Here is a 19,920-nt window from a genome sequence, read left to right on the forward strand (position 1 = left end):
GTTCGGCGCGTTCCCCTGGGACGTCCGGTGCGCCCGGCCCCGCGCCGGAGGGCCGCGCGACGGCGCCGCATACGCTTGCCGGGTGATCGTCCGTGCTCGTGCTGCCACCGTCCTGTCGTCCCTCCTGGCGGTCCTGACGGTGGTCCTGCTCGGCGTGGCGGCGCTGGTCGGCGCGGCGCCGGCCGCGGTCGCGGCACCCGCCGCCCCGGACGGCGGCACGACCACCACCACGTCCACCACCACCACGTCTACCACCGGCACGTCTACCACCGGCACGTCCACCACCGGCACGTCCACCACCGGCACGGCCACGACGGGCGCCGCGAGCGACGCCGACGCGGCGGGCGAGGCGCCCGAGCCCACCGCCACGCCGGAGCGCCCGCTCGTCGTCGCCGGCGTCGCCGGCCTCGAGTGGTCCGACCTCGACCGCACCCGCACGCCGCGCCTGTGGGCGCTCGTGGCCGGCGGCGACGTCGCCTCGATCGCGGTGCGCACGCTGTCGCCCACCTGCCCCGTGGACGCGTGGCTGACCCTGTCGGCCGGCAACCGCGTCACCAGCGCCGATACCCCCACGCCGCCCGACGCGGCCACCGCCGAGGCCGCCGCCCCCGTCGGCGGCACGCTCCGCTGCCCGCAGGAGCCCGCGGTGCGCGCCGACGCCACGACCGCCGACGGCACGCCGGCGGCGGCCCAGGTGAGCGGCTGGTCCACGCTCGTGGCCCCGGAGACCGAGGCGACCGGCAGCTACGGGCGCCCGGGCACGCTCGGCGACGCGCTCGGCGCGGCCGGGCAGTGCGCGACGGCGATCGGCCCGGGCGCCGCGGTGGCGCTCGCCGGCTCGGACGGGCAGGTCCAGCGCTACCTGCCCGGACTGCCCGCCCGCCCCGAGGCGACGGAGGCGGCGGAGCCCACCGAGGCGACCGACACCACCGGGCCGACCGGCGGCGCGCCTGCCGAGGACCCGCTGCCCGCGGCGCTGACCGCCTGCCCGGTGTCGGTGGTCGACCTGGGCTCGCTGCCCGACCCGGCCGCCGAGCGCGCCGAGGCGCTGCGCGACCTCGACGCCGCCGTCGGCCGCCTCGTGGACGCCCTGCCCCAGGGCGGGCGCCTCCTCGTCGCCGGCGTGGCCGACACCCCGCTCGGGCCCCGCGGCCTGCAGGTGGCCGTGGACTCGGTGCGCGGCGACGGCGCGGCGCCGAGCTGGCTGTCCTCCGGGTCGTCGCGCCGCGAGGGCGTCGTCGTCGTCAACGACCTGTCGGCCACGGTCGCGGCGGCCGCCGGCCTCGACACCACCGGGTTCGACGGGTCCGCGCTCGAGCGGGGCGAGCCGCGCCGCCTCGACACGGCCGGCACGGTGGAGAACCGCCGTTACCTCACCACGCTCACCGAGACCACCCCGCACGTGAGCTACGCCCTGCTGGGCACGCTCGTGCTGGCCGCGGTCGTCTGCCTGCCCGTGCTGCTGCGCCGCTCGTCGCCGCGGGCGCGCCGGCAGGCCACGGCGCTGCTCACCGTCGCCGCGATGCTCCCGGCCGGGGCCTCGCTGGCCACGCTCTCGCGCTGGTGGTCCTCCCCCGCGCCCGGCCCGGTGCTGGCCGCCGCGACGGTGCTGCCCGCCGTCGCGCTCGCCCTGGCCGCCTGGGCCGCGGAGCGCGGGCTGCGCCGGTCGCTGCCCGACGGTGCCCCGGCCGCCGCGTGGCGGCTGCCCCTGGTCGTCGCCGGCCTCACGTGGCTCGTGCTCACCGCGGACGGCCTGACCGGCACCACGCTGCAGCAGGGCTCGCCCCTGGGCCCGTCGCTCGCGCTCGGCGCCCGGTTCTACGGGTTCGGCAACACCGTGTTCGCCGTCTACGCGACGGCGGCCGTGGTGCTCGCGGCCGGCCTGGCGGCAGCGGCCCTGCAGCGCGGCCGGCGTCGGACGGCGCTGGCCGCCGTGGCGGGCGTCGGGCTCGTCACCGTGCTCGTGGACGGCCTGCCCGCCCTCGGCGCGGACGCCGGCGGCATCGTCTCGCTCGTCCCGGCCTTCGTGGTGCTGGGCGTCGCGGTGGCCGGGCGGCGCGTGCGGCTGCGTCACCTCGCGCTCGCGGCCGGTGCCGCGCTCGTGGTGGTGGCCGTGATCGCCGTGGCCGCGTGGCTGCTGCCCGGCCCCGGGTCGCACCTGAGCCGGTTCGTGCAGCGCCTCGCGGACGGCGACGCCGCCGCCGTCGTGGCCGCCAAGGCCGCCGGGGCGTGGCACACCGTGGCCAGCGTGCCCGGCGCCGCCGCGACCCTCCTGGTCGTCGCCGCGGCGTGGGCCGTCCTGGCGCCGGCCCGCCGCCCGTGGTCGCGGGTGCCCGCGCTGCGCCGGCTCGCCGCCGCCTACGGCGAGCGCCCGGTGCTGCGCGCCGGCGTGGTGGCGCTGGTCGTCGTGGCCGCCGTGGGCTCCCTGCTCAACGACACCGGCGTCGCCGTCGCGTTCGTGGTGCTCGTGCTCGCCGCCGCGATGCTCGGCACCGGGCTGGCGGCCGAGGCGCCGGCCACCGCGCCCGCCGTCCCCACCTCCGCCGCCGCGCCCTCCGCCGGCTCCGTCGCCGCGCCCGCGGCCGCGCCGACGGCGTGGGACCCGGACGCCGCGGGGCTGGTGCGCCGCACGCCGACCACGATCGTCACCGTGGGCGGCGGCGTGCTCGTCGCGTTCCTCCTGGTGGTCGGCATGGTGCCGCCGAGCTCCGGCACGGGCGTCGCGGGCGGCCAGTCCACCGCCCTCGGCGACCCGGAGGCCACCGCCGTCGCCGCGCCGGCCTCCTCGCTCGTCGTCGTGGGCACGGCCGGGATGCGCTGGTCCGACGTGCGGCCCGACGCCCCGGTCGCGCCCACCCTCGCCGGGCTGCTCGCCGACGGCGCCGACGCCGCGGGCGTCGCGCTGCCCACCGGCGCGGCCGCGCGCTGCGTAGAGGGCGGCTGGCTCGCCCTGTCCGCCGGGCAGCTCGCCGAGGCCGCCACGACGCGCGGCGCCGACGGCGCCTGGGCCTGCCCGCCGCTCGCCGCCGAGCCGGGAGGCACGGCCGAGGGCGCCGTCGTCGCCGGCTGGGACGCGCTGCAGGCCCTGCAGCAGGGCTCGAGCTACGGCGCGCGCCTCGGCCGGCTCGGGACGGCGCTGGCCGGGGCACCCGCGTGCGCCACCGCCGTCGGCCCGGGCGCCGCCGTCGCGCTGGCCGACGGCGACGGGGCCGTGGCCCGCTACCGCGACGTCGAGGCGGCGGAGGCCCGCGGCTCGGACGCGTTCGACTGCCCGGTCACCGTGGTCGACGCCGGCAGCGCCGTCGTCCCGCGGGACGCGACCGACCAGCAGCGGGCGGACGCCGTGGCCGCGGTCGACGACGTCGTGGCCGACGTGCTGGACGCCGTGCCCGCGAGCGCGACCGTCGTGGTGGTCGACGTCGCCAACGTGCCCGGCTCCCAGGCCGCGCTCGGCCTGGGGATGGTGCGCCCGTCGGCGGACCTCGAGGACCGCCCTCGCTACCTGTCCAGCACCGCGACCCGCACCGACGGCGTCGTGCGGCTGCTCGACGTGCCCGCCACCGTGCTGCGCACGGCCGACGCCGCCGTGCCCGCCACCCTGGACGACACCCCGCTGGCCCGCGCCGCCGTCCGCCCGCCGGACGCCACGGCGACCGCGGACGAGCTCGCCGACCTCACCGACCGCGACCACGTGCGCCGTGCGGTGTACACGTGGCTCGTCGACGTGCCGTTCTACGCGGGCCTCGCGCTGGCCGCCGCGTGCCTGCTGGCCGCCCGGACGGGCCGGGGCCGCGGCGCCCGGGCCTGGCGCTGGGCCGAGGGCGCGGCGCTGGCGCTGTCGGCCCTGCCGGCGGCGTCGTTCCTCGGCGCGCTGGTCGGGTGGTGGCGGTTCTCCGCCCCGCTGCCCGCGCTCGTGGTCGGCACGGCGCTGACGACGGCGGTGGTGGCCGGGCTGGGGGCGCTCGCGCCGCGGCGGCCGCTGTGGGCGCCGCTCGGCGTCGTCGCGGGCGTGACGTTCGCCGTGCTCACGCTCGACGGGCTGCTCGGGACGCCGCTCAACCGCGCCTCGCCGCTGGGCTCGGCGCCCACGTTCGGCGCGCGGTTCTACGGGTTCGGCAACCCCACCTTCTCCATCTACGCGGTCGCGGGCCTGCTCTTCGCCGCCGCCGTCGCGCAGTGGTTCGTGCGGCGCGGCCGCCCGGTGCTCGCCGCCGCGGCCGTGGGCGTGGTCGGCCTCGTCGCGATGGTGGTGGACGTGTGGCCCACCCTCGGCGCCGACCTGGGCGGCGGGCTGGTGCTCGTGCCGGCGTTCGTGATCATCGGGCTGGCGGCGTCCGGGGCGCGGGTGACGCTGCGGCGCTTCTCGCTCGTGGCCGCGGCCGGCGTCGCGGCGGTCGCCGCCGTCGGCGTGCTGGACTGGCTGCGCCCGGAGGCCGCCCGCTCCCACCTGGGCCGGTTCGTCGCCCAGGTGGTCGACGGCGAGGCGTGGGGCATCCTCGCCCGCAAGGCGTCCTACGCGCTGCGCTCCGTGCTGGGCGGGGTGCCGGTGTGGCTGACGATCGTGGTGCTCGTGGCGGCGGCGGTGCCGCTGCTGGCGCCGGCGCGGGTGCGGGCGCGCTGGACGCCCGGGTGGTTCACGCGGGCCGAGGAGCGCTGGCCGCTGCTGCGGCCCGCCGTCCTGGCGATATGGGCCATGGCCGTGCTCGGGTCGCTGGTCAACGACTTCGGGGTGCGGATCGCGCTGATCGCGCTCGTGCCCGCGATCCCGATGATCACCCTGGCGGCGCTGCAGGCGCGGGGCGGGCGGGAGCTCGAGCGGTCCTGAGGCGGGGCCGGTGCGCGCGGGCCGGCCGCGCGGGCCGGCCGGGGCCGGTGCGCACGGGCCGGCCGGCGCCGGCCCGCGCAGGTGGACCGTGCGTCAGGACTTGGTGTCGCCGTGCACGCCGCGCAGCGCGTCGAACGCCCCGCGCAGGCGGCGGGCGTTGACCGCCAGCATCACGTCGCGGTACTGGCCCGCTCGGTGCACCTGGCCGCGGAAGTCGTTGGCGGAGGGGCGGTGCCTCAGGTCGCACGGCACCTCGACGGCCACGTACCCCTTGCGCAGCAGGTCGATCGTCATGCCGGTCTCGACGCCCCAGCCGTGTGCCAGCGGCGTCGCGGCCTCGAACGCCTCGCGCGTCAGGCAGCGCATGCCTGACAGCGGCTGCTGCGGCGTCCAGCCGGTCAGCGCGTGGATGGCGCGGCGGGCGGCGCCGACGACGATGCCGCGCCCGCCGGCGCCCGGCTGCGGCGGCAGCAGCGCGATCGCGACGTCGGCCACGCCCTCGCGCACGGGGGCCACGAGCGGCGCCGTGTTGACGGCCGTGTCGCCGAGGTCGCCGTCGATGAACAGCAGCAGCCGCGGCGGGCGACCCGGCGCGTCGCGCATCGCCGCGACGGCGGCGCCGGTCTCCATGGCGGCCGCCTTGCCCCGGTTGTGCGAGTGGCGCACGACGACGGCGCCCGCGTCGCGCGCGACGTGCTGCGTGTCGTCCTCGGACCCGTCGTCGACGACGAGCACGAGGTCGACGTAGGGGATGGCCCGCGCGGAGCGCACCGTCGCGGCGATGCGCTCCTGCTCGTCCTTCGCGGGGATGACGACGGCGACACGCTGGGTGTCGCGGCCCGCCCTGCTGACGGCCGGCCGTGGCGTCTTCGCCACGGGCATCGCGGCCTCGGAGGTGGCGGCCGTCCCGGCGTCCTGCCGGTCGGTCCCGTTCGTCACCACGTCGGGGCCCTCCTGGCCCCGCACCGGGTCGGCGTTCACGCGTGTCCTGCCTGCTGGTCGAGGGTGGCGGTCTCCGGGGCTCGCCCGGGGATCGGGAGTGCAAAGACTTTCCCTGAGAATGCTACTCCCTCGGTAGCGAGATTCTCGTCGAGACGCGTCGTGGCAGGCCACCGGCAGACGTGGGGGCGGTCACGGCGGCCCGCCGCGGCGTCCGGCAGAGCCGACGCCCGCGGCCCCACCCGGCGCCGTCGTCGGGCACGGCGCCGGGCGGCGGGGGTCAGCGCAGCGTGACCTGGCGCGAGACGATGCCGGCGCGGGCGCGGCGCTGGTTGGCGTCCAGCGGGTCGGTGACCGCCAGGGCCTCCGCGAGGCGCTCGCCGAGCTCCGCGAGCGGGGCCTCGACGTCGGCGGCCTCGGTGCCGCGCGGCAGCTCCCACACCGGCACCACGATGCCGGCGGCGCGGAACATGCCCAGGAACCGGCCCTCGCCGTCGGGCAGGGCGATCGCCGAGCGGCGCTCGGCGTGCAGGCGCGCGATCGCGTCGACCACCTGGTCCTCCGGCTCGGGGCGCGCCCAGCGGACGAACTCGCGGCTCATCCGGCACCAGTACGCCGACTCGACGCCGGGGATCTTCACGGTGGGGATGGTGGCCTCGGCGGCCTCGGAGAGGGAGGCCTCGACGTCGGCGGTGCGCTCGGCGGTGGCGTCGACCCAGTAGTCGTAACCGTCGTGGACGGTGACCTCGAACGGGGCGGACAGGTCGAGCACGTCCTGCAGGCGGGGGCCGTCGGAGGGGTCGGCCGGCGTGGGGATCGCGGTGCCGGGCTCGGCGTCGATCGCCTCGAGCAGGGCGGCGGCGAGGTCGCGCGAGAGGTCGCCGGTGCTCAGCACGCCCTGCAGCGCCAGGAGCACGGTGCCGTCCGGGCGGTGCATGGCGGCGTACCCGCCGGGCAGGATCGTCACGAGCAGCACGTCGCGCGAGCCGTGCTCGGCCGTGGTGCGCAGCGGGGCGGTCGCCGAGGGGACGATCTCGCGCATCGCGACCCAGTCGGGCTCGCTCGGGAGGCCCTCGAAGGGTCGCAGCACGAAGTCGGTCGCAGAGCTGGAGGCCATCCTCGGATCCTAGCCGTCGCCCGGCCCGCCCGAACCTTCTCCTCCCCCCTGCCCCGCCCCTCCCCCACCCCTGACCCCGCGCCGTCCCCAGCCCAGGCCCCACGCACGCGGCTGTCAGCACGAGCGCAGGCCATGGCGTGCGCTGGTACTGACAGGCGGGTACCGACCCGCTGGAACCGGTACGCGAGGACCGGCACGCCGGGGCGGGCCGCCGCCTCCGCCGCGTGCGGGTGCCCGGCCGTTGCGTACCTTCGTGCTGTGGACGCATGGCGCGAGCTCGTGGCGGCCTACGAGACCGGGAGCGGCGTCGACGCCGGCGCCCTCGCCGCCGCGCGGCTGCCCGCCCCGCAGGACGCCCCGGCGCCCGAGCCCGACGACCGGCCCTGGCTCGCCGCGACGCTCCCGGCCCTGCACCTGGCGCTCGGCTCGGTGGAGGCGGTGCGCCGGGCGGCGGTCCGGGCGGGCGCGTCCGGCCCGCTCGCTACCGCGCCCCTGGAGCCGGACCGGATCGCCGCGGCGTTCTCCTCCGAGCGGCTGTTCCGGCTCGACGGCCTGGAGGTCGAGGCCTTCGCCCCGCTGTCCGGCTTCTTCCGCACCGCCGACGGCTGGGTGCGCACCCACGCCAACTACCCGCACCACCGCACCCGGCTGCTCGCGCTGCTCGGCCTGCACGACGGCGCGAGCCGCGAGGAGGCGGCCGCCACGATCGCCCGCCGCTCGGCGCAGGCGCTGGAGGACGGTGCCGCGCGGTCCGGCGCGATCGTCGTGCGCGTGCGCACCGAGGAGGAGTGGCGCGCCTCGGACATGGGCCGCGCCGCCGGCGGCGGGCCGCTGGTGCGCGTCGAGGCCCGCGACGACGGGCCCCTCGAGCCGGGCCGGCACGAGTCGGACCGCACCTGGGACCGCGCGCGCGACGACGCCGCGGGCACGCCCGAGGACGCCGGCGGCCTCGCGCGCCACGCGGAGCCGCGGGACCCCCGGCGGCCGCTGGCGGGCCTGCGCGTCCTCGACCTGACCCGCGTCCTCGCCGGCCCCGTCGCCACCCGCACCCTGGCGCTGCTGGGGGCGCAGGTGCTGCGGGTCGACCCGCCGGTGCCGGCCGAGATCCGCTGGGTGCACCTCGACACCGGGCACGGCAAGCGCACCGCCCTGCTGGACCTGCGCGGCGACGGCGACCTCGAGCGCGCCCACCGCCTGCTCGCCGACGCCGACGTGCTGGTCACCGGCTACCGGCCCGGGTCGCTCGAGGCGCTGGGCCTGCGCGTGCCGCCGGGGGTGGTGCACGCCCGCGTCGACGCGTGGGGCGGGGAGGGCCCGTGGGCGCAGCGGCGCGGCTTCGACTCGATCGTCCAGGCGGCGTCGGGCATCGCCGTCGTCGAGGGCGGCGCCGCGGCCCTCGAGGGCGGCCGGCCCGCCGGCCTGCCGGCGCAGGCGCTCGACCACGGGTCGGGCTACCTGCTGGCCGCCGGCGTGATCGACGCGCTGCTGGCCCGCCGCGCCGACGGGCGCGGCCGGGACGTGTCGGTGTCGCTCGCGCGCACGGCCGCGTGGCTGCTCGACCCGGGCGTGCCCGACGGCGGCCGCGACCCGGGGCACCCGCCGGCCGCCGCGGTGCCGCCGGAGGCGGCGACCAGCCACGGCCGCGCGCCGATCGTCACGACGGCGCGCCCGGCGCTGCCCGGCTTCGACGACTACCTCGACCCGGCGCGGAAGTGGGGCTCCGACCACGCGTCCTGGGTCTGAGCGGGGCGCCGCGGCGCGGCGCCGCCGGCGCGGCGCCGCCGGGGCGGTCAGCGCAGGTTGCGGTCAGCGCAGGTTGCGGTCAGCGCACGTGAGAGCCAGCGCACGAGCCGGTCAGCGCACGTGCTGGTCGTCCGCCGCGCGGGCCGCCTCGGCCTCGGCGGCGCTGACGACGTCGCGCTCGGCGGCGCGCGCCCGGGCCACGGCCTCGGCGCGCACGGCCGTGATCCGGTCGTGCAGCGCGGCGTGCACGCGCTTGCGCACGTCGCGGGAGATCGCCTCGACGTCGGCCTCGTCCGGCTCGGCCGGCCGGCCCAGGGCGTCGACCTCGCCGCGCTCGCGCAGCTCGTCGCGCAGGCGGTCCACGGCCGCGTCGATCTCGGTGCGCGCCCGCTCCTCGGCCTCGTCGAGCAGCGCGACGACGGCGGCGTCGGCCTCCCGGCCCACCTGGTGCTCCTCGAACTCGCGCGCCGCGTCCCGGACGATCGCGCGGGCGTGGTCGACGACCGCGCGGGCGGTGGCGGGGGCGTGCGCCTTGAGCGCCTGCAGGTCGTAGAGCAGCACGCCCTCGACGTCGGCGACGCCGGGGTCGACGTCGCGGTGCAGAGCCAGGTCGAGGACGACGAGCGCGCGCCCCTCGGCCTCGTCCCCGGTGCGCGCGGCGGCGCGCAGGCGGGCGCGGGCGACGGCGGCGGCGTCGAGCACGTACTCGATGCTCGCCTCCGGGCCGCGGGCACCCCCCTCGGCCGCGTCACCGGACCCGCCCCCGAGCGAGGCGACCGTGCGGCGGCCGCGCGCGCCGGACACCGACACCACGAGGTCGGCCTCGGCGAGCGCCTCGACCAGCGCCTCGCGGTCGCCGTCCAGCGCGACGACGTCGTGCGACTCGGCGAACAGCGCCGCGCGCCCGGACTGGGAGTAGACGCGCAGGTCCTCGCTGCCGCGCTGGCGCAGGGCGGCCACGGAGGCGCCGGCGTACGAGCCGGTGCCGATGAGCACGGTGCGCACCACGCGCCAGTCGGGCAGGGACTCCCCGGCGAGGTCGAGGCCGAGCTTGACCAGCGAGCGGCCGGTGGAGCCGAGGGTGGTGTGCGCGCCGACCCGCTTGGAGGTGCGCGACGCCGTCTGGAACAGCAGCTCGAGCGTCTTGGACGTGGTGCCCTCGGACCGCGACACCTGGAGGGACCGCTTGACCTGCCCGGCGATCTCGCGCTCGCCCACCACCATCGAGTCCAGGCCGGAGGCCACGGAGAACAGGTGGGTGGGCACCTCGGAGCCGGTGCGCACGGTGAACGACTCGGCGGCCGTCTCGGGGGTGACGCCGGAGGCCTCGGCCACGAGCCGCGCGACGTGGCGGGTGGCGTGGCGGACGCCGTCGCCGTCGAGCGGCGCGTCGACGTCGAGGTAGAGCTCGAAGCGGTTGCAGGTGGAGATGACCACGGCGCCCTGCACGGGCTCGCAGGAGCTGACGACGGTGCGTCCCACCGAGGCAGAGCCGGTCGACAGGCGCTCGAGGGCGTCGAGGTCGAGCTCGCGGTGGCTGGCGGTCAGGGAGAGGAGAACCACAATGCTCCGACTTTATTCGCCTCTGCGGCCCGGGGCAGAATCGATCTCCGTGACATCTCCCACTCCCGCGGCCGCCGCCTCCCACCGGGGCGCCACGGTGCCGCTGCCCGTCGACCACCCGCTCGTCGACGGGCGCACCGCGCGCTCCCCGCTGGTGCGGGCGCTGAGGGGTGACCGCCCCGAGACGCTGCCCGTGTGGTTCATGCGCCAGGCCGGCCGCTCGCTGCCGGAGTACCGCGCGGCGCGCGAGGGCACGGCGATGCTCGAGGCCTGCCTGACGCCGCCGCTGGCGGCCGAGATCACGCTGCAGCCGGTGCGCCGCCACCGCGTCGACGCGGCGATCTTCTTCTCCGACATCGTGGTGCCGCTGAGGCTCGCGGGCGTCGGCGTCGAGATCCAGCCGGGCGTCGGCCCGGTGATGGACCGGCCGTACCGCACCGCCGACGACGTCGCGCGGCTCACCGAGCGCGAGCTGACCGACGAGGCGCTGGCGCCGGTCGCGGAGGCGGTGGCGCTGACGGTCGCCGGGCTCGACGGGCTGACCGAGACCGTGGGTGCCCCGCGCGGCGAGACCACCCCGCTCATCGGGTTCGGCGGCGCGCCGTTCACGCTGGCCGCCTACCTGGTGGAGGGCCGCCCGTCGCGCGACCACCTGGCCGCGCGCACCCTCATGCACGCCGAGCCCGAGACCTGGGCGCGGCTGACCGCCTGGACGGCCGACCTCACCGGCCGGTTCTTGCGCGCCCAGGTGCTCGCGGGCGCCTCGGCCGTGCAGCTGTTCGACTCCTGGGCGGGGTCGCTGTCGCTGGCGGACTACGCCGCGTACGTGGCGCCCGCGTCGACGCGGGCGCTGGCGCACGTGGCCGACCTGCGGGCCGGCGAGGGACCGGACGCCCCGGGCGTCCCGGCGATCCACTTCGGCACCGGCACCGGCCACCTGCTCGGCGCGATGCGCGACGTCGTGCGCGACGCCGGCCTCACGCGCACCGCCGTCGGCGTCGACTACCGCACGCCGCTCGACGAGGCGGTCGACGCCCTCGGCCCGGGCGTGGCCGTGCAGGGCAACGTCGACCCGGCGCTGCTGGCGGCCCCGTGGGAGGTGCTCGCCGAGCACGTGCGCGACGTGGTCGACCGCGGGGCCGGCGCGCCCGGGCACGTGGTCAACCTGGGCCACGGCGTGCCGCCCACCACCGACCCGGCCGCCCTGACCCGGCTCGTCGAGCTCGTCCACTCGCTGTGAGCCGGCGGTGAGCGGGGCGGCCGCGGGGGCCGGGGCGGGTACCGCGCACGGCGCGGCCCCCGAGGACGTCGACGCGATCGTCGTCGGCGGCGGCGTCGGCGGGCTCGTGGCCGCGCGCGCCCTGGTGCGCCGGGGCCTGCGCACCGTCGTCCTCGAGGCCGCGGGCCTGCCCGGCGGCCCGGTGCGCGGCGGGGCGTTCGCGTCGCTGCCGTCCGTGCCGCTCGACCTCGGGGTCGAGTCCTACGCCGCCCGCGGCGAGGCCGTCACCGCCCTCGCCCGCGAGCTGGGCCTCACCGTCGTCTCGCCCGCCGCCGCGCAGGCGTGGGGGTACGCCGCCGGCCGCACGTTCCCGCTGCCCCGCGCCGGCATCCTGGGCATCCCGTCGGTGCCGTGGGCGCCGGACGTGCGCCGCGCGATCGGCTGGCCCGGCGCGCTGCGCGGCGCCCTCGACCGCGTGCTGCCCGCCCGGCTCGTCGACGAGACGTCGCTCGCCACGCTGGTGCGCTCGCGCCTGGGCCGCCGCGTCGCCGACCGGCTCGTGACGCCCGTGGCCGCCGGCGTGCACTCCGCCCCGCTCGACCGGCTCGACGTCGCCGCCGTGGCGCCCGGGCTGCTCGAGGCGTTCCACCGCGAGGGGTCGCTGTCCCGCGCCGTCGCGGCGCAGCGCCGCGCGGCGCCGCCGGGGTCGGCGGTGCGCGGCATCGACGGCGGCATCCACGGCATCGTCGAGGCCGTGGTGGGCGAGCTCAACGCCGACGCCGAGGGCTGGGCCGAGCCGCCCGACGGCGACCTGGCGCACGCGGGCGTGCGCACCGGGCAGCGGGTGGTCGGGATCGAGCGGCTGCCGGCCGCCGACGGCGGTACTGCCGACCCCCATGCTGACGACCGCGGAGCCGACGACGGCGCCGCGTGGCTCGTGACGACGGCGGCCGGCGCGCGCCTGCGCGCGCCGCGTCTGGTGGTGGCGACGCCCGCCGTCGCCGGCCTGCTGACCCCCGCCCTCGGCGGGGCTGCCGCGCCGACCCCGGAGCCGGGCGCCCCGATCGCGCTGGTCACGCTGCTGCTGGACGCCCCCGAGCTCGACGCCGCGCCGCGCGGCACGGGCATGCTCGTCGCGCCGGACGCGACGCCCGGCGCCGGGCCCGGCGCGGGCGTGCGGGCCAAGGCGTTCACCCACGCCACCGCCAAGTGGCCCTGGCTCGCCGCGCGGGTGCGTGCCGCGGCCGGCGCCGGCGTCCACGTGGTGCGGCTCAGCTACGGCCGCATCGGGGAGGCGCTCGTGGAGCCCGACGTCGCCCAGGCCACGCACGACGCGTCCGTGCTGCTCGGCGTCGACCTCACCGGGCGGGTGCGCGACCACCTGGTGCAGCGCTGGGACGGCTCGCTGCCGCCGCCCACGCCGGCCTACCGGGCGGCGCTCGGCGACTTCGTGGCGGCGGTGGGCACGGCGCCGGGCCTGGCCGTCGCCGGCGGCTGGGTGGCCGGCACCGGCCTGGCGTCGATCGTGGGCCACGCGACCGGGGCCGTGGCCGAGCTCTAGCCCCGAGCGCCGACGGCCTCGTCGATCATCGCCAGCAGGCGGGTGCGCAGCAGGTCCAGGCGCTCGCGGTCCGGCGTCGCGCCCCACAGCGGCGCCCCGCTGACGCCGTCGGCGGCCGCGACGACCACCGCCTGCACCTCGACCGGCAGCCCGTCGGCGGCGAGCTCGCGCTCCCACCAGGCCGTGTCCTCCTGCGCGAGCCGGGCCACCGCGGGCACGGTGATGAGGTGGGCGGTCAGCGCGATCCGCTCGCGCGCCTCGTGGTCCTCGGCCGCCTCCGCGAGCGACGCGCGGACGAACGCGCGCGTCAGCCGGCCGGGCCCGGCGTCGTCCGGGTCGAGGTGCGCGCGCACGGCGGCGCGGAACGCCTCGTTCATCTCCTCCGCGAGCGCCACCACGAGCGCGTCCTTGCTCGGGAAGTGGTAGAGCAGCCCGCCCTTGGACACCCCGGCGCGCCGGGCGACGACGTCGAGCGACGCCGCGACGCCGTGCGCGCGGATCACCTCGGCGGCCGCGTCGAGCACCAGGCGGCGGGTGTCCTCCGGCGAGCGGCCGGCTGTGCGCCCCATCGTGTGTCGCCTCCAGGTCCTGTCGGGTGCGGAGCACTGTACGCGCTGGATACTGTACCGACCGGTCGGTACAGTATCTACCATGACCCTCCAGACCTCCCCCGTCGGCACCCTGTCGGCGCGGCGTCGCTGGGCCGCCCTGGCCGTGCTCACGCTCGCGATCCTGCTGCTCGCGATCGACGGGACCGTGCTGTCGCTGGCCGTGCCCTCGCTGACCCGCGACCTCGCCCCCACGGCCACGCAGATCCTGTGGATCGGCGACGTCTACTCGCTCGCCCTGTCCGGCCTGCTGGTCGTCATGGGCACGCTCGCCGACCGCGTCGGGCGCAAGCGGCTGCTGCTGGTCGGCGCCACCGCGTTCGGGCTCGCGTCGGTGCTCGCGGCGTCCGCGTCGACGCCGGAGATGCTCATCGCCGCGCGCCTGCTGCTCGGCGTCGCCGGCTCGACGATCATGCCGTCGACCCTGTCGATCATCCGCAACGTCTTCCCCGACCCGGCCGAGCGCACCCGCGCGATCGCCGTGTGGTCGGCCGCGGCGGGCGGCGGCGCCGCGCTGGGCCCGCTCGTCGGCGGCGCGCTGCTCGAGCACTTCTGGTGGGGCTCGGTCTTCGTCATCAACGTGCCGGTGATGGTGGTGCTGGTCGTCGCCGGGACCTGGCTGCTGCCCGAGTCGAAGGACCCGCACCCGGGCCGGTTCGACCTGCCGTCGGCCGCGCTGTCGCTGGCCACCGTGCTGCCGTTCGTCTACGCCGTGAAGCACACGGTCTCCGCGGGCGTCGACCTGCTCGGCCTCGCCTGCGCCGTCGTGGCGGCCGCGGCCGGCACCGTGTTCGTGCGCCGGCAGCGGCGGCTGGCCGCGCCGATGATCGACGTGGACCTGTTCCGCACGCCCGCGTTCTCCGGCGCCGTGCTGGCCAACTTCATCGGCGTGTTCGCCCTGACCGGCCTGCTCTACTTCTTCTCGCAGTACCTGCAGCTGGCCCGCGGGTTCCGCCCGCTGGAGGCCGGGCTCGCCGAGCTGCCCGCCACGCTCGCCTCCATCGCGGTCGTGGCCGTGGTCGGCACCGCCGTCGTGCGGCTCGGGCGCGGGCGCACGATCGCCGTCGGCCTGCTGCTCACCGCGGCCGGGCTGGTCACCGTGGCGGCGGCCGAGGGGGCCGCCTCGTACCTGTGGCTCGGCCTGGCGCTCGTGCCGGTGGGTCTCGGCGTCGGCCTGGCGCAGACCGTCACCACGGACGCGGTGGTCTCCGCGGTGCCGCCGCACAAGGCCGGCGCGGCCTCCGGCATCTCGGAGACGGCGTACGAGCTGGGCGTGGCCCTCGGCATCGCCGTGCTCGGCTCCCTGCTCACGCTCGTGTACCGCTCGTCGCTGACCCTGCCCGCGGGGCTCGACGGCGCCGAGCGGGCGGCGGCCGAGGACTCGCTGGCGTCGGCGCTCGCCGTGCTGCCCGCCGGGGCCCCGGCCGCGCACGCGGCGCAGGAGGCGTTCGTCGGCGCGATGCAGACGACGTCGCTGGTGGCGGCCGCGGTGACGCTGCTCGGGGCGGTCGTCGCGTGGCGCACGATCCCGTCGCCGCGCACCGTCGCGACACCGGCCCGGCTCACGGCGTGACGAAGGACGCGACAGGGGGCGGGACGGGGGCGCGACGGGGGACGCGACAGGATCTGACGGGCCGCGGTGAGTCCCGACACAGCGCCCCCCGCGCGTTTTCGTGCGGGCCGGGCTCGGGGAGAGACTGGGCAGGTGACGACTCCCGCCCCCTCGACGACGACCACCGCGTCGAGCCGCCCGATCCGCCTCGGCACGCGCGGGAGCGCGCTCGCCACCACCCAGTCCGGCATGGTGGCCCGCCGCCTCGAGGAGCTGACCGGCCGCCCGGTGGAGCTGGTGCGCATCCGCACCGAGGGCGACGTGCGCACCGGGTCGCTCGCCACGCTCGGCGGCACCGGCGTCTTCGTCACCGCCGTGCGCGAGGCCCTGCTCGACGGCCGCTGCGACGTCGCCGTGCACTCCCTCAAGGACCTGCCCACCCGCCCCGCCGCGGGCCTGGCGATCGTCACGCCCGAGCGCGAGGACCCTCGCGACGCCCTGTGCGCCCGCGACGGGCTGACCCTCGACCAGCTCCCGCGCGGGGCGAAGGTGGGCACCGGCTCCCCGCGCCGCGTCGCGCAGCTGCTCGCCGCGCGCCCGGACCTCCAGGTCGTCGACATCCGCGGCAACGTGGACACGCGCCTGAACCGCGCGCTCGGCCCGGACGCCGACCTCGACGCCGTCGTGCTCGCCTGGTCCGGCCTGGCGCGGCTCGGCCGCACGGACGTCGTCACCGAGGCGCTCGAGCCCACCGTCGTCGCCCCCGCGCCCGGGCAGGGCGCGCTCGCCGTCGAGGCGCGCAGCGAGGACGTCGCGCCCGGCGGCCCGCTGGCCGAGGCGTTCGCCGCGCTGGACCACCGCGCCACCCGCCTGGCCGTGCTCGCCGAGCGCGCGCTGCTCGCCCGGCTCGAGGCCGGCTGCGCGGCGCCGGTCGGCACGCACGCCCGCATCGTCGAGGACCAGCTCGTGCTCGGCGGGGTGGTCGCACGCACCGACGGCACCGAGCAGCTCAAGCACCGCGCCTCGGTGACGCTGCGGCGCAAGCGCGAGGCCGACGACGAGGCCGCGCGCGAGCTGGGCGTGCGGGTCGCCGAGGCGCTGCTCGCCGACGGGGCCGACACCCTCGCGCCGCTGGCGGCGAGCGGCGTGGCGCGCCCGCAGGAGGGGCCCGTCGACCCGAGCCCCACGGGCGCCCCCGGGGCGGACACGGACGTGGTCAAGCCCGGCCCGCGGCGTGCGCCGGGCCCCGACGGGCGCGCAGGGGCCCGCCCCGACGCCGGTCTCGACGCCGGTCCAGACGCCGGTCCAGACGCCGGTCTCGACCGGGGCCTCGACGGGGTGGGCGCGGGCTCGGACGACCCCGCGGAGCGCCCGTGACCCTGCCGCTCGCCGGCCGGGCCGTGCTGGTGCCCCGCGACCCCGAGCGGGCCTCGGGGCTCGCCGCGCGCCTCGAGGCGCTGGGCGCCACGGTGCTCGTCGCCCCGGCCACCCGCACCGAGCCCGCGGCCGACCCGGCGGCGCTGGACGCCGCGGTGCGGCGGCTGGCCGCCGGCGACCACGCCTGGGCCGTGCTGACCAGCGTCAACGCCGTGCGGGCGCTCGAGGGCGCGGCGGCGCGCGTGGCGCCCGGCGACCCGGCGGCCCTGCTCGCCGCCGCGCCGACGGCGTGGGCCGCCGTCGGCCCGACGACCCGCCGCGCGCTCGAGGCGCTCGGCGCGACCGTCTCGGTGGTGCCCGCGCACGAGCGGTCCGCCGAGGGGCTCGTCGCGGTCTTCCCCGACCCGCCGGCGCCCTCCGCCACCGGGAGCGCGCGGCGGGTGCTGCTGCCCCAGGGCGACCTCGCGCGCACCACCCTCCGCGACGGCCTCGCCGCGCGCGGGTGGGAGCCCGACGTCGTCGTCGCCTACCGCACCCTCCCGGTCGACCTGCCCGCCGACGTCGTGCGCCGCGCCGGGGCCGGGGAGGTCGACGCCGTCGTCCTCACGTCCGGCAGCGTGGCGCGCCAGGTCGCCGCCCAGCTCGGCACGACCCTGCCGGCCGTCTGCATCGGGCGCCCGTCCGCCGAGGTCGCCGCCGACCTCGGGCTCGACGTCGCGGCGATCGCCACCGCGCCCACCGACGCCGCGCTCGCCGACGCCGTCGTGCGCGCCCTCGCCGTCCCCGCCATCGTCAGCCCGTCGGAGCCCGCCGCCGGCGCCCGCCCCGACACCACCGAGGAGGATCCCCTGTGAGCCCGAGCTCCGGCATCGTCTACCGGCCCCGCCGCCTGCGCGCCACCCCGCGCATGCGCCGCCTCGTCGCGGAGGTGCGCCTGGCCGCCGCCGACCTGGTGCTGCCCCTGTTCGTCAAGGAGGGCATCACCGAGCCCGTGGCGATCACGAGCATGCCCGGCCAGCTGCAGCACACCGAGTCCTCGCTGCGCCAGGCGGTCGAGGCGGCGGCGCGCGCCGGCGTCGGCGGCGTCATGCTGTTCGGCATCCCGGCCATGCGCGACGCCGTCGGCTCGCAGGCAGACGCCCCCGACGGCATCCTGCAGCGTGGCATCCGCGTCGCGCGCGAGGCGATCCGCACCGTCGAGGCCGAGACCCGGCGCCCCGGCCCCGTCGTCATGGCCGACACGTGCCTCGACGAGTTCACCGACCACGGCCACTGCGGCGTGCTGGCCACCAGCCCGGACGGCGAGACCGTCGTCGACAACGACGCCACGCTGGAGCGCTACGCCAGCATGGCGGTGGCGCAGGCGAAGGCCGGCGCCGAGGTGGTCTCGCCGTCCGGGATGATGGACGGGCAGGTCGCCGTGATCCGCGACGCGCTCGACGACGCCGGCTTCACCGACGTGTCCGTGCTGGCCTACAGCGCCAAGTACGCCAGCCCCTTCTACGGCCCGTTCCGCGAGGCCGTCGACAGCGAGCTGCAGGGCGACCGCCGCACCTACCAGATGGACGCCGCCAACGGCCGCGAGGGGCTGCGCGAGGCCGACCTCGACCTCGCCGAGGGCGCCGACATGGTCATGGTCAAGCCCGCCGGGTCCTACCTCGACGTGCTGCGCCAGGTGGCCGACCGGTCCGACGTGCCCGTGGCCGCCTACCAGGTGTCCGGCGAGTACGCGATGATCGAGGCCGCCGCCGCGAACGGCTGGATCGACCGCAAGGCGTCGATCCTCGAGTCGGTGCTCGGCATCAAGCGCGCGGGCGCGGACGTGATCCTCACCTACTGGGCGATCGAGATCGCCGCGTGGCTGTGGGCGGACGTCGCCGCGCCGGCCGCGAAGGCCACGGAAGGGAACCAGGAAGCATGACGGACACCTCGGGCTTCGGCCTGGTCGAGAGCGCCCAGGTGGCGCTCGAGCAGCCGACCGACAACCACGCCGCCTTCGTGCGCGCCCAGCAGGCCATCCCCGGCGGGGTCAACTCGCCGGTGCGGGCCTACGGCTCCGTGGGCGGCGACCCACGGTTCCTCGCCCGCGCGCAGGGCCCGTACGTCTACGACGTCGCGGGCACCGAGTACGTCGACCTCGTCGGCTCGTGGGGCCCGGCGCTGCTGGGCCACGCCCACCCGGCGGTCGTCGCCGCCGTCCAGGAGGCGGCCGCGCGCGGCCTGTCCTTCGGCGCCCCGACGGTGGCCGAGGTGGAGCTGGCCGAGGAGGTGCGCCGCCGCGTGCCGGCCGCCGAGCGGGTGCGCCTGGTCTCCACCGGCACCGAGGCCACGATGACGGCGATCCGCCTGGCCCGCGGCGTCACCGGCCGGCCGCTGGTCGTGAAGTTCGCCGGCAACTACCACGGCCACGTCGACGCGCTGCTCGCCGAGGCCGGCTCCGGCGTCGCCACGCTCGCGATGCCGGGCACCGCGGGCGTCACCGCGGCGTCGGCCGCCGAGACGCTGGTGCTGCCGTACAACGACGTCGCCGCCGTCGAGGAGGCCTTCGCCACCCGCGGCGACCAGGTCGCCGCCGTCATCGTCGAGGCCTCCCCCGCCAACATGGGCGTGGTGCCGCCGGAGCCGGGCTTCAACGCCGCGCTGCGCCGCATCACCCGCGAGCACGGCGCGCTGCTGGTCCTCGACGAGGTGCTCACCGGCTTCCGCGTCAGCGCGTCCGGCTTCTGGGGCTACGACAACGCCCGCGAGGGCGCCGAGCAGTACGTGCCGGACCTGTTCACGTTCGGCAAGGTGATCGGCGGCGGCATGCCCGTGGCCGCGCTCGGCGGCCCGGCGGCGATCATGGACCAGCTCGCCCCGCTGGGCCCCGTCTACCAGGCCGGCACGCTGTCCGGGAACCCGGTGGCGGTCGCCTCCGGGCTGACGACGCTGCGCCTGGCCGACGAGGCCGTGTACGCCCGCGTCGACCTGGTCGCCGACACCCTGGCCACCGCCGTCGGGCGGGCGCTCGACGCCGAGGGCGTGCCGCACCGCGTGCAGCGCGCCGGCAGCCTGTTCAGCGTGTTCTTCGGCCCGGACGCGCAGGCCGGCGGCGTGCGGACGTACGCCCAGGCGCAGGCGCAGGAGGCGTTCCGCTACCGGGCGTTCTTCCACGCGATGCTCGACGCCGGCGTCAACCTCCCGCCGTCGGTGTTCGAGGCGTGGTTCGTCTCGGCGGCGCACGACGACGCCGCGGTCGAGCGCATCCTCGCGGCGCTGCCCGCGGGCGCCCGGGCGGCGGCGGCAGCCACGGCCTGACCCTTCAGTTGTGGGGGCCGAACACCCCCCCCGCGCCCCCGGGGCCGCGGGGGGGGGGTGGGCCCCACCCCGCGCCCGGGGGGGGGGGGGGGGGGGGGCCGCGGCGGCGGCCCCGGGCC

The 19,920-nt window shown here is 78.7% G+C and carries 12 protein-coding genes and 1 pseudogene; 9 read left to right on the forward strand and 4 right to left on the reverse strand.

Going from position 1 to position 19,920, the window contains the following annotated elements; all coding sequences use genetic code 11:
- Positions 1-82 precede the first annotated feature (82 nt).
- Entirely contained in the window at positions 83-4,825 is a 4,743-nt protein-coding gene (locus U5M74_RS15560; RefSeq protein WP_410909834.1) for a hypothetical protein, read from the forward strand.
- 93 nt (positions 4,826-4,918) lie between these two features.
- On the opposite strand, the gene U5M74_RS15565 is transcribed toward U5M74_RS15560, so the two are convergent.
- A complete protein-coding gene (locus tag U5M74_RS15565; protein ID WP_069984586.1) occupies positions 4,919-5,707 on the reverse strand; it encodes a glycosyltransferase family 2 protein in 789 nt (262 codons plus the stop codon).
- A 337-nt stretch (positions 5,708-6,044) separates the two neighbouring features.
- Positions 6,045-6,881, reverse strand: coding sequence for a DUF5926 family protein (locus U5M74_RS15570; protein WP_410909835.1), 837 nt, complete (start codon positions 6,879-6,881; stop codon positions 6,045-6,047).
- 258 nt (positions 6,882-7,139) lie between these two features.
- Between U5M74_RS15570 and U5M74_RS15575 the strand changes: the two genes are divergently transcribed.
- Positions 7,140-8,624, forward strand: a complete 1,485-nt coding sequence (locus U5M74_RS15575; RefSeq protein ID WP_410909836.1) for a CoA transferase — start codon at positions 7,140-7,142, stop codon at positions 8,622-8,624.
- Positions 8,625-8,735: 111 nt separating this feature from the next.
- Here the strand turns inward: U5M74_RS15575 and U5M74_RS15580 are convergent, their stop codons facing one another.
- Positions 8,736-10,187, reverse strand: coding sequence for a glutamyl-tRNA reductase (locus U5M74_RS15580; protein ID WP_410909837.1), 1,452 nt, complete (start codon positions 10,185-10,187; stop codon positions 8,736-8,738).
- Between the two features lie 49 nt (positions 10,188-10,236).
- On the opposite strand from U5M74_RS15580, the gene hemE reads away from it, so the two are divergent.
- Together hemE and U5M74_RS15590 are read left to right on the forward strand one after the other, a co-directional pair.
- Positions 10,237-11,427 (forward strand): uroporphyrinogen decarboxylase, encoded by a 1,191-nt coding sequence (hemE, locus tag U5M74_RS15585; protein ID WP_410909838.1) that lies wholly within the window; start codon positions 10,237-10,239, stop codon positions 11,425-11,427.
- A 7-nt stretch (positions 11,428-11,434) separates the two neighbouring features.
- The gene (locus U5M74_RS15590; protein WP_410909839.1) at positions 11,435-12,967 is read left to right on the forward strand and encodes a protoporphyrinogen/coproporphyrinogen oxidase; all 1,533 of its coding nucleotides are present in this window, start codon (positions 11,435-11,437) and stop codon (positions 12,965-12,967) included.
- Here the strand turns inward: U5M74_RS15590 and U5M74_RS15595 are convergent.
- Positions 12,964-13,536: a TetR/AcrR family transcriptional regulator gene (locus tag U5M74_RS15595; RefSeq protein WP_410909840.1), complete on the reverse strand. Its 573-nt coding sequence runs from the start codon at positions 13,534-13,536 to the stop codon at positions 12,964-12,966. The genes U5M74_RS15590 and U5M74_RS15595 overlap by 4 nt on opposite strands.
- An 82-nt stretch (positions 13,537-13,618) precedes the next feature.
- Here U5M74_RS15595 and U5M74_RS15600 point away from each other — a divergent pair, with 82 nt between their 5' ends.
- From U5M74_RS15600 to hemL, 5 genes and pseudogenes are all read left to right on the forward strand, one after another.
- On the forward strand, positions 13,619-15,148 hold the full coding sequence (locus U5M74_RS15600; RefSeq protein WP_410909841.1) for an MFS transporter: 1,530 nt from the start codon (positions 13,619-13,621) through the stop codon (positions 15,146-15,148).
- Positions 15,149-15,280: 132 nt separating this feature from the next.
- Positions 15,281-16,264, forward strand: a pseudogene (hemC, locus tag U5M74_RS15605) (hydroxymethylbilane synthase); the annotation flags it as partial.
- A gap of 236 nt (positions 16,265-16,500) precedes the next feature.
- A complete protein-coding gene (locus tag U5M74_RS15610; RefSeq protein WP_410909842.1) occupies positions 16,501-17,358 on the forward strand; it encodes a uroporphyrinogen-III synthase in 858 nt (285 codons plus the stop codon).
- On the forward strand, positions 17,355-18,425 hold the full coding sequence (hemB, locus tag U5M74_RS15615) for a porphobilinogen synthase (RefSeq protein WP_410909843.1): 1,071 nt from the start codon (positions 17,355-17,357) through the stop codon (positions 18,423-18,425). Before U5M74_RS15610 ends, hemB begins: the two co-directional genes overlap by 4 nt.
- On the forward strand, positions 18,422-19,801 hold the full coding sequence (gene hemL / locus U5M74_RS15620; protein ID WP_410909844.1) for a glutamate-1-semialdehyde 2,1-aminomutase: 1,380 nt from the start codon (positions 18,422-18,424) through the stop codon (positions 19,799-19,801). The genes hemB and hemL overlap by 4 nt, the downstream gene beginning before the upstream one ends.
- The last annotated feature ends 119 nt before the right edge of the window (positions 19,802-19,920 follow it).

The sequence above is a fragment of the Puerhibacterium sp. TATVAM-FAB25 genome (genome assembly GCF_046535855.1).
GTDB classification, from domain to species: Bacteria; Actinomycetota; Actinomycetes; order Actinomycetales; family Cellulomonadaceae; genus Puerhibacterium; species Puerhibacterium variabilis_A.